Annotated in this window: 13 protein-coding genes; 4 read left to right on the top strand and 9 right to left on the bottom strand. The window is 60.0% G+C overall.

Annotation, left to right across the window (positions count from 1 at the left end):
• Positions 1-141 precede the first annotated feature (141 nt).
• A complete protein-coding gene (locus ACQUTG_RS08710) occupies positions 142-627 on the top strand; it encodes a glutathione peroxidase (RefSeq protein WP_428919022.1) in 486 nt (161 codons plus the stop codon).
• A 30-nt stretch (positions 628-657) separates the two neighbouring features.
• Here the strand turns inward: ACQUTG_RS08710 and ACQUTG_RS08705 are convergent, their stop codons facing one another.
• Positions 658-2,982 (bottom strand): ATP-binding protein, encoded by a 2,325-nt coding sequence (locus ACQUTG_RS08705; RefSeq protein ID WP_428919021.1) that lies wholly within the window; start codon positions 2,980-2,982, stop codon positions 658-660.
• A 249-nt stretch (positions 2,983-3,231) separates the two neighbouring features.
• On the opposite strand from ACQUTG_RS08705, the gene ACQUTG_RS08700 reads away from it, so the two are divergent.
• Positions 3,232-4,242, top strand: coding sequence for a LysR family transcriptional regulator (locus ACQUTG_RS08700; RefSeq protein ID WP_428919020.1), 1,011 nt, complete (start codon positions 3,232-3,234; stop codon positions 4,240-4,242).
• Here ACQUTG_RS08700 and ACQUTG_RS08695 read toward each other — a convergent pair.
• The 8 genes from ACQUTG_RS08695 to ACQUTG_RS08660 all read right to left on the bottom strand — a co-directional run bounded on the left by ACQUTG_RS08695 (position 4,231) and on the right by ACQUTG_RS08660 (position 11,304).
• Entirely contained in the window at positions 4,231-5,196 is a 966-nt protein-coding gene (locus tag ACQUTG_RS08695; protein ID WP_428919019.1) for a GNAT family N-acetyltransferase, read from the bottom strand. The two genes, ACQUTG_RS08700 and ACQUTG_RS08695, sit on opposite strands and share 12 nt — an antisense overlap.
• Before the next feature lie 7 nt (positions 5,197-5,203).
• The gene (locus ACQUTG_RS08690) at positions 5,204-6,355 is read right to left on the bottom strand and encodes a JmjC domain-containing protein (protein ID WP_428919018.1); all 1,152 of its coding nucleotides are present in this window, start codon (positions 6,353-6,355) and stop codon (positions 5,204-5,206) included.
• Positions 6,356-6,370: 15 nt separating this feature from the next.
• Positions 6,371-7,738 (bottom strand): adenylosuccinate lyase, encoded by a 1,368-nt coding sequence (gene purB, locus ACQUTG_RS08685; RefSeq protein WP_428919017.1) that lies wholly within the window; start codon positions 7,736-7,738, stop codon positions 6,371-6,373.
• Between the two features lie 104 nt (positions 7,739-7,842).
• On the bottom strand, positions 7,843-8,481 hold the full coding sequence (hflD, locus tag ACQUTG_RS08680) for a high frequency lysogenization protein HflD (RefSeq protein WP_428919016.1): 639 nt from the start codon (positions 8,479-8,481) through the stop codon (positions 7,843-7,845).
• Positions 8,478-9,656: a tRNA 2-thiouridine(34) synthase MnmA gene (gene mnmA, locus ACQUTG_RS08675; RefSeq protein WP_428919015.1), complete on the bottom strand. Its 1,179-nt coding sequence runs from the start codon at positions 9,654-9,656 to the stop codon at positions 8,478-8,480. Before mnmA ends, hflD begins: the two co-directional genes overlap by 4 nt.
• Positions 9,657-9,704: 48 nt before the next feature.
• Positions 9,705-10,154 carry an NUDIX hydrolase gene (locus tag ACQUTG_RS08670; protein ID WP_428919014.1) on the bottom strand — a complete coding sequence of 150 codons (450 nt, stop codon included), beginning with the start codon at positions 10,152-10,154 and terminating at the stop codon, positions 9,705-9,707.
• Positions 10,151-10,768 (bottom strand): pseudouridine synthase, encoded by a 618-nt coding sequence (locus ACQUTG_RS08665; protein ID WP_428919013.1) that lies wholly within the window; start codon positions 10,766-10,768, stop codon positions 10,151-10,153. Before ACQUTG_RS08665 ends, ACQUTG_RS08670 begins: the two co-directional genes overlap by 4 nt.
• A 227-nt stretch (positions 10,769-10,995) precedes the next feature.
• The gene (locus ACQUTG_RS08660) at positions 10,996-11,304 is read right to left on the bottom strand and encodes a cold shock domain-containing protein (RefSeq protein ID WP_428919012.1); all 309 of its coding nucleotides are present in this window, start codon (positions 11,302-11,304) and stop codon (positions 10,996-10,998) included.
• Between the two features lie 331 nt (positions 11,305-11,635).
• Here ACQUTG_RS08660 and clpS point away from each other — a divergent pair, with 331 nt between their 5' ends.
• Both clpS and clpA read left to right on the top strand, forming a co-directional pair.
• Positions 11,636-11,995: an ATP-dependent Clp protease adapter ClpS gene (clpS, locus tag ACQUTG_RS08655; protein ID WP_091999910.1), complete on the top strand. Its 360-nt coding sequence runs from the start codon at positions 11,636-11,638 to the stop codon at positions 11,993-11,995.
• Positions 11,996-12,013: 18 nt separating this feature from the next.
• Positions 12,014-14,284, top strand: a complete 2,271-nt coding sequence (gene clpA, locus ACQUTG_RS08650) for an ATP-dependent Clp protease ATP-binding subunit ClpA (RefSeq protein ID WP_428919011.1) — start codon at positions 12,014-12,016, stop codon at positions 14,282-14,284.
• Positions 14,285-14,314: the final 30 nt, after the last annotated feature.

The raw sequence follows: 14,314 nt of genomic DNA, 5'->3' as shown, positions 1-14,314 counted from the left end.
ATTATGATGAATTGTGGCGGATGTAGGGAGTAAACCTCAGGCGAATTCCCGGTTTTGTGATCAAGTGGCCTGTAACGGCGTGTTATTTTCCATCGGACTTGGTCACAATCAGGAACCTCGCGCTCACCACAGGAGACCAGAATGGCGCAATCCAGTATCTACGATTTTACCGTTCGTGATATTCAGGGCAACGAACAGAGCATGGAGGCCTACCGCGATAAGGTATTGCTGATCGTGAACACGGCCAGCAAGTGTGGTTTCACGCCCCAGTTTGAAGGTCTTCAGGCCTTATACAAGGACCTGAACGAACAAGGCCTGGAAGTTCTGGGGTTTCCTTGCAATCAGTTCATGAACCAGGATCCGGGCACCGATGAATCCATCAGCCAGTTCTGCAGCCTCAATTATGGCGTGGATTTTCCCATGTTTGCCAAGATCGAGGTGAACGGTGACGGAACACATCCCCTGTACCGATTCCTGAAGCAGGAAGCGCGGGGCCTGATGGGATCAGAGAAGGTCAAATGGAACTTCACCAAGTTCCTGGTGGATCGTAACGGCCGGGTTGTGCGCCGCTACCCGCCCACCGCCAAACCCGAGGCGATCCGGAAGGATATTGAAGAGTTGCTGTAGCGGCATTGTGCCCCGGAATCCGGAGGGGGGTTACTCCCGGGGCGCCCAGCGACTGATAGCGCTGCGGAGCTGGTCCCGGTTGTAGGGCTTGGTGATGTAGTCGCTCATGCCGGCGGCAATGCAGTCCTCCCGGTCCCCCTGCATGACATTGGCCGTGACCGCAATCACGGGCAGGTCTTTCCAGTCCGGGTTCTCGCGAATCTGCCGGGTGGCCTCATAGCCGTCCATGACCGGCATCTGGCAGTCCATCAGGACCAGGTCATAGGAGGCATTCTTCAGGGCTTCCAGTGCCCGCTTGCCATTTTCTGCGTGGTCCACGCGGTGGCCAAGCTTTTTCAGCAGGCTGCTGGCGACCAGCTGGTTCACCTGATTGTCTTCCACCAATAGTATCTGCAAGGGTCGGATGGGGCCGGTCGGCACTTCTGCTTGCTGTTCCTGCGCCTGTTCTGCCGGCATCAGCCCGGCAGCCCGGCACAGGCACCGGTACAGTTCATCCCGCCTCAGGGGGAGCGACAGAATCTGGTGGTCTGTATGGCCGTCTACGCTGTTGCCCCTGGCCTCGGCGAGAATGACGCCTTCCCCGGACCAGTTGTCCGCATACGCCATGGTTTCGGTGTCACCCGCGTCGATCGTTGACAACAGGATGCCCTCGGGATGTCGGCTTGCGCCCCGGACCGGTATTCCCCAGGCCCTCAACTGGCTCTCCAGTGCCAGACGGTGGGGATGCGCCGGTGGCACCGCCAGCGCAACGCCAATCTGCTGGAGCTTCTCCGGAATCGATTCAACCGCTGCGCGTGATTCGGGTTCTTCGTGAACGGGCAGGGGCAAGGTGACGGTAAAATGGGTGCCGCTGCCTTCCTGGGAATCCACCATGATCTGCCCGTGCATCCGCTCCACCAGTTGCCGGCAAAGGGTCAGGCCGAGGCCGGTGCCGCCGTAGAGGCGAGTGGTGTCGGTATCGGCCTGGGAGAAGGGGGAGAAAATCCGGTGCAACCCTTCCCGGGACATGCCAATGCCGGTATCGATGATTTCCAGGCGCAGACTGCCCCCGGAATGGGTAGCCTTGATCTTCACATGCCCGGCATCGGTGAACTTGATGGCATTGCTGATCAGGTTGTTGAGAATCTGTCGGGTCCGGGTGGGATCGCCGAGAAAGGTTTCCGGCAGTTCCGGATCAATTTCGCTGACCAGGTCAATGCCCTTGGCCCGGGCCTGCTGGGAGTGCAGGGTCGCGCATTCCTCGATCAGGTGTCGCATGCTGAACGGAATATTTTCCAGATTGAGCTTGCCGGCCTCGACTTTGGAAATATCCAGAATATCGTTGAGCAGGCCAAGCAGACTTTCGCCTGCATTCAGCGCGATCTCGATCCGGTTGCGTTGAGCCGGGTCCAGCTCGCCCTCAAGCGCGACTCCCAGCATGCCCAGGACACCATTGAGCGGTGTGCGTATTTCGTGGCTCATGCTGGCAAGGAAGTTGGCCCGCGACCGGGCCCTGCGGACGGCATCTTCCTTGGCTCTTACCAGGGCCCGGTTGCCCCGCTGCAACGCTGCGTTCTTGTCCGAGATTTCGCGGGTGCGGTCAGCGACTTCCTGCTCCAGCTGATTGGAGTAGTTCTTGATGGCGCTCTCTGCGTCGCGCAGCTGTTCCAGACTGGAGTCGATGGTTTCCAGATGCTGGTTAATGATGCCGACCATGGTGCCGATCTCGTCCTGCTCATGCCGTGCGGGCACGGGCAGTCGGATCTTTTCCGGGGAATCGGCGGAAACCCGGCTCAGCGCACCGATGACATTCATCATGGGGCGGGTCAGTACCACGTAGAAAATCGCCAGCAGGGCACCCGACAGTGCCAGACTTTTCAGCAGGCCGCTGAATAGGGTATAGGCGGCTCGTTTGAGGAACTGCAGTCCGTAGTGAAAGGTATCAATGGTGACGACGAGCTCCCCCAGGGGCAGGTTGGCAAGCTGACGCACCTCGAGTTCCGAGCTGAAGGAGCGGCTGTCCCCGAACAGCAGGTCACTGAGCCAGCGGTAGGGAGACACGGGGCTACTCTGACTGGCCGCCGCCATGGTATGCCCTTCGTTGTCGATGATACGGGCATCGATGGTGGCCGGATGGCGCAGCAGGCCATCAAGCAGTTCCTCGGCGAGGCGGACATCGATGTTGTACGCAATCTGGGATGCCGGGCTGTGACTGATCTCGATCAGCGCGTTGATTTCCGCTTCCATGGCATCCCTGGCACTGAAATAGTCCAGGGTGATCTGGACCAGGTTCAGCACAAGCCCCAGCGCCATGGCGACGAGGAGGGTGTCTCGGGTCAGCCTGTAGGAAAGTCGCTTCTTGAAAGTGTTGGTCACGGGTAGTTGCTGTCTCTGTTCCCGGCAGGTTAAGCATCGGAGCCCGGCTACTGCGGTTTGCCGATAGTATTCAACACGCGAGGGCAAGGGTAGCAGAAAAGGCGAATGGAATCCGTGTTTTGAATAACGTGGAGAATCCATCCTATAGATTTTGTGAATTTTCTATCGCAGATGTATCATTGCGGTGAATGTAGCGATTGGCTGGCTAGCCGCTATCCGACTTTCCCTGACGCAACGCCGGAGCGCCTGATGGATCTTTCCCGTGTCGACCTCAACCTGCTGGTGTATCTGGATGTGCTGTTGCGGGAACGCAACGTGACCAAGGCGGCCAACCATCTCGGGATCACCCAGCCTGCCATGAGTAACGGCCTGCGTCGATTGCGGGATCTGTTTGCCGATCCGTTACTGGTCAGAACCAGCGAGGGCATGACCGCCACGGAGCGGGCCAGGGAACTGCAGCCGCTGGTTCGAGGCATCCTGTCGGATATCGAACAGGCGGTTCAGGAGAAAACGCCATTCTCGGCCATGGAGAGCCAACGGGTGTTCCGGATTATGGCCAGTGACTACGCCGAATCCTGCCTGATGCCCCGGGTCCTGCGCCGGATCCGCCAGGAGGCGCCCCATGTCACCCTGGATGTGCTGACCCCCAGTGACGTGAGCTTCCTGGACGTGGAGCAGGGGCGGCTGGATATGGCCATTAACCGCTTCGACAAGATTCCCCAGTCGTTTCACCAGAAAACGCTCTGGACCGAGTATTTCGCCTGCCTGATGAATGCCCGGAATCCGATCCTCAAGGAGCCGTTCACCCTGGATACCTACCTGGCGGCGAGCCATATCTGGGTCAGCAAGACCGGTTTTGGCGTTGGTGTGGGGGTGAATCCCAAAGACGTGCAGCGTCTTGGCTGGGTGGATGAGGCGCTCGGGCGCATGGGGGCCAAGCGGCAAATCTCCGTGTTCACTCGCCACTACCAGGTGGCGATGCTGCTGGCCGAGCAGCACGATCTGATTGCCACCCTGCCGTCACGGGCGGCCTGGCTTCAGAAGGACAACCCCAACCTGGTGGTCAAGGTGCCGCCGTTCGAAATACCGCCGTTCGAGCTGAAAATGGCCTGGAGCCCGTTACTGCAGCACAACACGGATCACCAGTGGCTGAGGAAGCTGATCGCCGAGGTGGCAGAGGAAGTGGATGAGGAGTTCGCGCCCTTCGGTGCCCGCTTTGAATCCGCAGACCTGCCGCAGGTCCGCCATTCAGAGCGGTAGCTGGCGCAGCTCCAGGGAGCTTCGCCCGGCGTCCCACATGCGCTGGAACGCCTCTGACAGCAGCTTCACCCGCCCACTGTCGGAAAAGTTGCAGAAGCCATCCGGCTTGTAAAAGTTGTGGCGGTACAGCACGCCCTCCCGATCGATCAGCATGAACGGCTGATCCTCCACCGGATAGTCGTCGTTCACCAGCTTCAGCTCAATCCGGCTGGGCAGCCGGCGCATCAGCTCCACCAGCTGGTGACGGCGTTTGACCAGGGGTTTGTCATCGTGGATCAGTAGCCGGACTTCGCTGAGACGGTGGCGACGGGCCAGGGCGGAAATCAGCTCCCGGAACCGGAAACGGTCGTACAGGTCGTGTTCCAGCAACCGGTCATACAGCCAGATCCGCTGCCCCGCCTGACCGGCCAGGGAGTCCATCAGGGCCAGCATGTGGGGCTCGTTATCAAACAGCCAGCTTTGCCGATCCGCTTCCAGTAGCAGGGGGTTGTCGCGTTCCTCCAGTGCGGCTATGGCGAGCTCCGGCGCAAGGCAACGCATGTCATAGTGGGGAATACCGACATCGTCATAGACGTCAGAGCACACATGGAATCCGGATCTTTGGTAGAAAGGAATCGCGTGTTCCTGGGCGGACAGCCGGACTTCTTCATACTGGCCTGCGGCCTCTGCGAGCAGGTGGCGCAGCAACGCCTGTCCGATGCCTTTGCCCCGATAGTCCGGCAGGATTGCCATGCGGCCGATGTGCGCAGTTTCGTCAAGACTGGAGAACAGTCGGGCCACGCCCACCGGGGTGTTGTCAGGCAGTACCGCCAGGAAATGATCCGCAATCTCGTCGGTATCGTCCCACTCCAGCTCCGGCGGCACCCGCTGTTCTTCGATAAACACGCGCTGGCGGATCTCCCGGATATGGCCGGGGGCCAGCTGCCAGCTGTACTTGCGAATCCGGACAGTCATGACACTCCTATTCGAAATAGACCGAGCCCTGGTTGTACAGGGTCGTCAGCAGTCCGAGCAGGGCCGGGTCCGAAGCAAACCCGGAGAGTGCCTCCATGTCGACACGGGCAGCGGCGCATAGCAGCGGCGCCAGTGGACGGGCATCGCCCTTGAGCAGGTATTGCTCACCATCCACAAACAAGGCGGTGTCTTCGCCGAGTTCATAAAACGCAAACCTGGACCCCTCGTTCCATCGAAGTTGTTCGCCGGCGCCGATGGCCTCGGCCAGGTCCTCTGCGGAGGCGGGCTCGTCGGCGGGGACCACGATGTCGAGACTCTTTGGTGCGGTGGCGTACTGGCCAAACCACAGGGCCAGTTGTCGCCGGTTGCCGACTTTCTCCTGGATGATGCCGTTAAGCCGGTCAATGACTTCCGGGGCTATGGTGCCGGGGTTGTCCTGGACCTTGAGGTCGGGATCGTTGATGTGCTCGGCGGCATCTGACTGGCCACACAGAAAGTCGGTGAAACCTGTCAGGATGTCGTCGACGGTGGGCGCCCGGAACCCTACCGACAGGGTAATGCAGTCGTCCTCGGCCACCCCGTGATGGCCGATGCCCGGCGGCAGGTAGAGCATATCGCCCGGAGCCAGGGTGACGGTTTCCTCGCCTTCCCAGCTGCTCAGAATCCGCAGGGGCGTGCCTTCCACTCTGGGCGAGGTATGGTCGCACTGACCGCCGAAGGTCCAGCGGCGATGGCCCTGAGCCTGGAGCAGAAACACATCGTACTGATCGTAATGGGGGCCGACGCTGCCACCTTTCGGGGCGTAGCTGGCCATGATGTCATCCAGGCGCCAGTTGGGAATGAACCGGAAGTGTTCGAGCAGATCGGCAATTTCCGGAACCCAGTGGTCCAGGCCTTGTACCAGAAGCGTCCAGTCCTGCTCCGGCAGGTCGCTGAACCGGTCGGGGGTGAAGGGGCCGTTGTGCAACTGCCAGCGCTTGCCGTTGTCGTTCTCGATGACGATCCGGGATTCCACACCCTCCTCGCAGGCCAGGCCGGCCAGCTCGTCAGGGCTTACCGGGCATTGGAAGCCGGGGAACGCCTGGCGGATCACCAAGGGTTTTTTCTGCCAGTAGTCCCGCAGAAACTCGGAAGGTGTCAGTCCGCCAAGCATATCCATGGTGTGCTCCCGCTATCAGATGTTGCGCGCCTGCTCGATGGCATTACCGATGTAGTTGCCCGGTGTGAGGGCCATCAACTCTGCCTTGGCGGCGTCCGGAATGTCGAGGGTTTCCACGAAATTCTTGATCACTTCCGGAGTCATTGCCTTGCCCCGGGTCAAAGCCTTGAGCTTTTCATAGGGCTTTTCGATGTTGTAGCGGCGCATGACCGTCTGGATCGGCTCGGCCAGGACTTCCCAGGCGTGGTCCAGATCCTCGTCCAGGCGGGCAGGGTTGATTTCCAGTTTGCCCAGACCCTTGAGGGTCGCTTCGTAGGCAATCAGGCTGTGGCCGAAGCCGACGCCAAGGTTCCGCAGAACGGTCGAATCAGTCAGATCCCGTTGCCAGCGTGAGATCGGCAGTTTGGCGGCCAGGTGATCGAACAGGGCATTGGCAATGCCCAGGTTGCCCTCGGAATTCTCGAAATCGATCGGATTGACCTTGTGCGGCATGGTGGAGGAACCCACTTCGCCTTCCACAGTCTTCTGCTTGAAGTAACCCAGAGAGATGTAGCCCCAGACATCCCGGTCGAGGTCGAGCAGGATGGTGTTGAAGCGGGCAATGGCGTCATACAGCTCGGCAATGTAGTCGTGGGGCTCGATCTGGGTGGTGTACGGGTTCCAGTCCAGGCCAAGGCTCTCGACGAACTCTTCGGCGTTGGCGGCCCAGTCCACGTCCGGGTAGGCAGACAGGTGGGCGTTGTAGTTACCCACAGCGCCGTTGATCTTGCCCATGATTTCCACTTCACGGATCTGCATCAGCTGGCGGCGCAGGCGGTAGACCACGTTGGCCAGTTCCTTGCCCACGGTAGTGGGGGAGGCGGTCTGGCCGTGGGTCCGGGACAGCATGGGCTGGTCCGCGTGCTCCTTTGCCAGATCTGCCAGCTTGTCGACCACCCGATCAATGGCCGGCAACAGGCCGTGGTCCAGGCCCTCGCGCAGCATCAGGGCGTGGGAGAGGTTGTTGATGTCCTCGGAGGTGCAGGCAAAGTGTACGAATTCGGTGACCGCATGCAGTTCGGGAACTTCGGCAATCTTTTCCTTGATGAAGTACTCGACGGCCTTGACGTCGTGGTTCGTGGTGCGTTCGATTTCCTTGATGCGCTCGGCGTCTTCCAGGCTGAACTCACTGACCAGCTTGTCGAGAAAGCTGGTGGCTTCGGCGGAGAACGCAGGCACTTCGGTGATCTCCGGGTGCGCGGCCAGCTTCTGGAGCCAGCGGATTTCGACGGTTACCCGGTTACGGATCAGACCATACTCGCTGAAGATGCTGCGGAATACGCTGACTTTGCTGCCATAGCGTCCATCGACCGGGGAAATGGCGGTCAGGGCGGTGAGTTCCATCGAAAACCTCTCAAGTGATCAAAGAATCGAAACAAACTGGGAAACAGGGGTGCCAATGATACACCAGCGGGCCCTCTGAATCAGCGTTAATCCAGGCTTTGCCGTTACAGCGGCTGGCGTGCCTTCTCGGCCAGTTCCCGGGCGTGGTGGATGACCTTGCGCCGGGAGAAGATCAGCTGCCAGCGGCGCCCGCCGCACTGGCGCCAGAGCACCGCCGAGCGGATGCCGGCCAGGAGGAGGGCCCGGACCTTGTCGGCATTCTCGTCCCGCTGCAGTACCGCGGGATCACCGGTGACCTGGATGCGCTGACGGAAAGTGCTGATGGTGTCGGCGTAGATCGAGGCCAGGTTGCCGATCAGGTTGGCGTGCGTATAGCCAAAATGGCTTGCGGTATGGCGGGCCTGATCGATACGACTGCCGATCACTTCCAGCATGTCCGAACGCCGGTTCAGTTTGGACTCGAGGTGGATCAGGTTGAGTACATACTTGAGTACCTCGATGTCCCGCTGCTTGCTTTGCTGGCTCATGACTGTGGAAAGGGTAACCAGACCTTCCCGGATATCGGACAGTTCACCGCCATAGACGTCCAGGGTTGAGGGCGGATCCGTGGCAAACAGCGAACGGATGCAGGTCTCCAGGGATGCCGGGTTGCACTGGCCGTTGTGGGCAATCTGCTGCACCAGGTTGGCCGCCTGGAACACGCCGGCCAGCGCCAGGGTCTGATCATGCAGGGACCGGCTCATGCGCGGGCTTCCTTCTGTTCCGTACTCAGCAGGCGCTGGGGCAGGGGCTCTCCGTCACGCCAGGTTTCCTCGATCACGCCGCCGCCGAGGCAGACCTCGCCATCGTAGAAGACCACTGACTGACCGGGGGTAACCGCACGTTGGGCATCGTCAAAGACAACCTCCACGCCGCCGTCGAGCAGGGTCACCTCGCAGTCCTGGTCCGGCTGGCGATAGCGGGTTTTTGCCTTGCAGCGGAACTGCCCGGCCGGTGGCTCGCCGGCGACCCAGTCGATCGGACCCGAGACCAGACCCCGGGAAAAGAGCAGGGGATGGTGTTTGCCCTGAACGGCAATCAGCACGTTGCGGGCGAGGTCTTTCCCGGCCACATACCATGGCTCGTCTCCGAACTCGCTGAGACCGCCGATGCCCAGGCCCTGGCGCTGGCCGATGGTGTGATACATCAGGCCCTGGTGTCGGCCGATGACCTGGCCGTCCGGGGTTTGTATATCGCCTGGCTGGGCCGGCAGATACTGTTTCAGGAAGTCCCGGAATTTCCGTTCGCCGATGAAGCAGATGCCGGTGGAATCCTTCTTGTCATGGGTGACGAAGCCCTGTTCCTCGGCAATCCGCCGTACCTCGGGTTTTTCCAGTTCGCCGACCGGGAACAGGGTGCGGGCGATGCGCTCACCGGAAACCGCATGGAGAAAATAGCTCTGATCCTTGTTGGGATCGAGGCCTTTCAGGAGCAGGGCCTTGCCGGATCCGTCATCGAGTGGGCGCTGACGGGCGTAGTGCCCGGTGGCGATGTAATCCGCGCCCAGGGTGATGGCATAGTCGAGGAAGGCTCGGAACTTCACTTCCTTGTTGCACAGGATGTCCGGGTTGGGGGTGCGCCCGGCCTTGTACTCGGACAGGAAGTGTTCGAACACGCGGTCCCAGTATTCTGCCGCGAAGCTTGCGGTGTGCAGCTTGATTCCGATGTCATCGGCCACGGCCTGCGCGTCCGCCAGGTCGGTCATGGCGGTACAGTATTCGGTGCCGTCGTCTTCGTCCCAGTTCTTCATGAACAGGCCCTCGACCTGGTACCCCTGCTGTTTCAGGAGCCAGGCAGCCACGGAAGAATCGACGCCGCCGGACATGCCGACGATGACACGGGTGGATTCCGGAGACTTGGTATCGGGTGTTGTGCTCATGTCAGCCCTGTTGCCGCTAAAACAGAGGATTCTAACATTTCCGCGGAATCACGTCTGCGCATCGACGATGACGTCAAGCGGGTAACGGCGGCCTTTTCGGTAATCTTCTATGCACTGGAGCACCAGGGGGCTGCGCAGCTTGCCCCCGAGTTGGCGGATCTCATCGAACTCGAGCCAGTGGGCGGCGATGATGCCATCGTCGAGTTCGGAGGAACGGTGGCGAACCGCCTCTGCAGCATAGCAAAAGCGATAATAGGTAACGCCGTTGGCCGGCGCCTTGTAAGTGTACACCCCGAGGAAATGGCGGGGCTCGACCTGCCAGCCGGTTTCTTCGAGAGTTTCCCGGCGTACAGCATCGAGGATAGCCTCGTCTTCCTCGACATGTCCGGCAGGTTGGTTGAAGACAACCTGTCCACTACTGACTTCCTCCACCATGAGAAAACGCCCGCGGTCATCTTCGACGATTACGGCAACGGTTGCGTGGGGTGTCCAGGTCATGATCGGGGGCGTCTCCTGCGGCGTTGAAGTCTGGCCGGTTGGTTGGCAGCCGGCACGTTCACCGTAACGGTGCGGTATTGCCCGGAAGCCAGGTTGTCCAGGCTCCAGTCTCCGATACGGTAACGGATCAGGCGCAGTGTGGGGAAGCCGACAGCAGCGGTCATGCGTCGTACCTGGCGATTCTTGCCTTCGGTAATGGTCAGCTCGATCCAGCTGGTGGGTACCGTCTCCCGGTGCCGGACTGGTGGAACGCGGGGCCACACCTTGGGAGCTTTCATGCGCCTGGCCCTGGCGGGGCGGGTCTTGCCGTCCTTGAGTTCGACCCCTGTGGCAAGCTGCGACAGTGCCTGGTCAGTAATTTCGCCTTCCACCTGGACCCAATAGGTTTTGGGCATTTTCCGGGAAGGCGAGGCAATCCGGTGTTGCAGAGCGCCATCACCGGTGAGCAGCAGGAGACCCTCGGAATCGAAATCGAGACGACCGGCCGGGTAGACATCTTTCAGGGGAATCCAGTCTGCCAGGGTCTGGCGTGGGGGCTGGTCCGGGTCGTTGGGCCGGTCGGTAAACTGGCAGAGAACCTGGAAAGGTTTATTGAACAGAACGAGTTCGGCCATGCCTGCGTTGCATACTGTCGGTTGCTGGTCTGACGGGACGGAGGTTTGCAGGGTACCCGAATCCGGGGATTTGGCAACCGGTGTCTGGACACTAAACGCCTCTTCGGGCGTAAGCGTATGCTGCCCGCCGTGTCGAGCACGAGTCCTCAACAGCCCGGCTGGCGCTGGCGCCAGCCATCCGGTTCATACCTGCCTGTCGGGCAGGTATGGGGAAACAGGTTGCCGCCTCAGGCGTTTACTGCCCGCGGGGGGTAGTCTCCACGGTCCTCGTCGCGGGGGGCGGACTTCTTTTCGCTACTACCGGAAGGCGCCTGGGACTGCCGGGAAGGCATGTCCTCGGGCACGATATTGACTGCGTGAATTCCCTTGTCGCTGGGCTTTTTGTCAAAGGTTACGGCCTGACCGGCTTTCAGTGTCTTGTAGCCATCCATCTGAACCGAGGAAAAATGGGCAAACAGGTCGTCGCTGCAGCCATCCTCGATGATGAATCCGTAGCCCTTGGCATTGTTGAACCACTTGACCTTGCCTCTTGGCATGATGAACTCCCCTGTTCTTTTGCTGTCAGTTCTTATTATTCGTTACACCCTGAATCCCGGAACTCCGCCGGGATCCTGTTGCTTGTTTGCGCGCTTGGTTACGTTTGCATCGCATACATTTACATTATTTTACAATGCTCCTTAACTGTCGACCAATCAGCGCCCGGAGTCAATAGTTTCTATCGAGGTTATGTGTGGTTTAACGCGGTCCGGAAGCTGTATCATCCTCGTATTGATAAATATCTCACGCCCGGGGACTCGGGCCGCTTGAAAACCCGACCCCGGACAACCACATTTAACCCGAGGACACCGAGTAAACCGGTAAAGAAACATGCGGACTATCGACAATTCTCTACTAGTATTGAATCAGGGGGAGGACGATCAGCCAGGCCGACAGGACGACCTCAGTGTTGCGCCCGAAAAGCCTGCTCTGAAGCGCCCGGCGCGTTACCGGGTCGTGCTTCTGAACGATGACTACACCCCCATGGACTTCGTGGTGGATGTATTGATGAAGTTCTTCGGAATGAACGAGGAGAAGGCGACGCAGGTGATGCTGCTCGTCCATACGCAGGGAAAAGCCGTATGTGGGGTATATACCCGAGACATCGCAGAAACAAAGGCAGCACAGGTGAACCAGTATTCCTCGGAATGCGAACATCCGCTCCTTTGCGAGATTGAACGTGCGGACTGACAGACGTTGGGGTGGCCCATGCTGAGCAAAGATCTTGAAATTACGCTGAATACGGCCTTCAAAAGTGCCCGGGACAAACGTCATGAATTCATGACCGTCGAGCATTTACTGTTGGCTCTGCTTAATAATGAATCGGCGGTGGGCGTCCTCAAAGCCTGTGGTGCTGACCTCAAGCGCCTCGAGGAAGAACTGGTGGAATTCGTCGATTCCACCACACCACTGATTCCCAGTAACGACAGCGAACGTGAAACCCAGCCCACGCTGGGCTTCCAGCGTGTGCTGCAGCGGGCTGTTTTCCACGTACAGTCCTCTGGCAAGAAGGAGGTTACCGGTGCGAATGTCTTGGTAGCGATCTTCAGCGAGCAGGAAAGCCAGGCGGTGTATGTGCTGAAGAAGCAGAGCATTGCCCGCATCGACGTGGTCAATTTTGTTTCCCATGGCATTTCCCGGGTTCAGGGTGCCGAGGATCAGGAAGGGCATGACCAGGCTTCCCACGAGGAGGCAGGTGAAGAGGGTTCCCAGTCCAAGCCACTGGAAAGCTATGCCACCAACCTGAACGAGCAGGCCCGTCAGGGTCGTATCGACCCGCTGATCGGCCGTGAACACGAAGTCGAGCGGGTGGTCCAGATCCTGGCCCGTCGCCGCAAGAACAACCCGCTGCTGGTGGGGGAGGCTGGCGTTGGCAAGACCGCCATCGCCGAGGGCCTGGCCAAGCGGATCGTGGACGGTCAGGTGCCGGACATCATCTCTGATGCGGTGGTCTACTCCCTGGACATGGGCGCGTTGCTGGCCGGTACCAAGTACCGGGGTGACTTCGAGAAGCGCCTGAAAGGCCTGCTGAGTGAACTGAAGAAGCAGCAGCATGCGATCCTGTTCATCGACGAGATCCATACCATCATCGGTGCGGGGTCCGCGTCGGGCGGTGTGATGGATGCGTCCAACCTGCTCAAGCCGATGCTCAGCTCCGGTGAGATCCGTTGTATCGGTTCCACCACCTTCCAGGAGTTCCGGGGTATCTTCGAGAAGGACAGCGCGCTGGCACGTCGCTTCCAGAAGATCGATGTCAACGAGCCGAGCGTCGAGGATACCTACCAGATCCTCAAGGGCCTCAAGCCCAACTTCGAGAAGCACCATGATCTCAAGTACACGGACAAGGCCCTTCGGGTAGCTGCGGAACTGGCCGATCGCTACATTACCGACCGTCACTTGCCGGACAAGGCCATCGATGTGATCGACGAGGCCGGTGCCCGCCAGCGCATGCTGCCGGAAAACAAGCGCAAGAAGACCGTCGATGTCTCGGAAATCGAGGACGTGGTGGCCAACATCGCGCGGATTCCCCCGAAGAATGTGTCCACCAGCGACAAGGATCTGCTCCGCAACCTGGAGCGGGACCTCAAGATGGTGGTGTTCGGACAGGACCCGGCCATCGAATCCCTGGCCACAGCCATCAAGCTTGCCCGTGCGGGTCTGAAGGCTCCGGAGAAGCCGGAAGGCGCGTTCCTGTTTGCGGGTCCCACCGGGGTGGGCAAGACCGAGGTGACCAAGCAGCTGGCCAAAGTACTGGGCATCGAACTGGTACGCTTCGATATGTCCGAGTACATGGAGCGGCACACCGTGTCCCGTCTGATTGGTGCACCTCCGGGCTACGTCGGGTACGATCAGGGCGGTCTGCTGACCGAAGCGGTCAACAAGCATCCGCACTGCGTGCTGCTGCTTGACGAGATCGAGAAGGCACATCCGGAAGTCTTCAACCTGCTGCTGCAGGTGATGGACCACGGTACCCTGACCGACAACAACGGCCGCAAGGCGGACTTCCGCCACGTGATTCTGGTGATGACCACCAACGCCGGTGCCGAGAGCATGGCCCGTCGTTCCATCGGCTTCAGCGAGCAGGATCACAGCACCGATGGCATGGAGGTGATCACCAAGACCTTCACACCGGAATTCCGTAACCGGCTCGACGGCATCATCCAGTTCCGTGATCTCCAGAAGGAGACTATCACCCACGTGGTCGACAAGTTCCTCACCGAGCTGCAGGCGCAGCTGGACGAGAAGCATGTGGTCCTGCATGTGGACGAGGAGGCCAAGATCTGGCTCGCGGAGCGCGGTTACGACGTCACCATGGGTGCGCGCCCGATGTCCCGCCTGATTCAGGACAAGATCAAGCGGCCGCTGGCGGAGCAGATCCTGTTCGGACGTCTGTCCGAGCATGGCGGCGACGTCTATATCCACCTGAAGGGGGACGAACTCGAGTTCGAGTACGAGGACGAACCCGCGGAAGCCGTCTGATTCCGGTCTATCCGGCAAAGCCGCTGCCTT

Origin of the sequence: Marinobacter sp. DUT-1 (assembly GCF_050379415.1) — a bacterium.
Classification (GTDB): Bacteria; Pseudomonadota; Gammaproteobacteria; order Pseudomonadales; family Oleiphilaceae; genus Marinobacter.
Note: the sequence above shows the minus strand (reverse complement) of the source record. Positions and strands in the feature narration are given on the sequence as shown.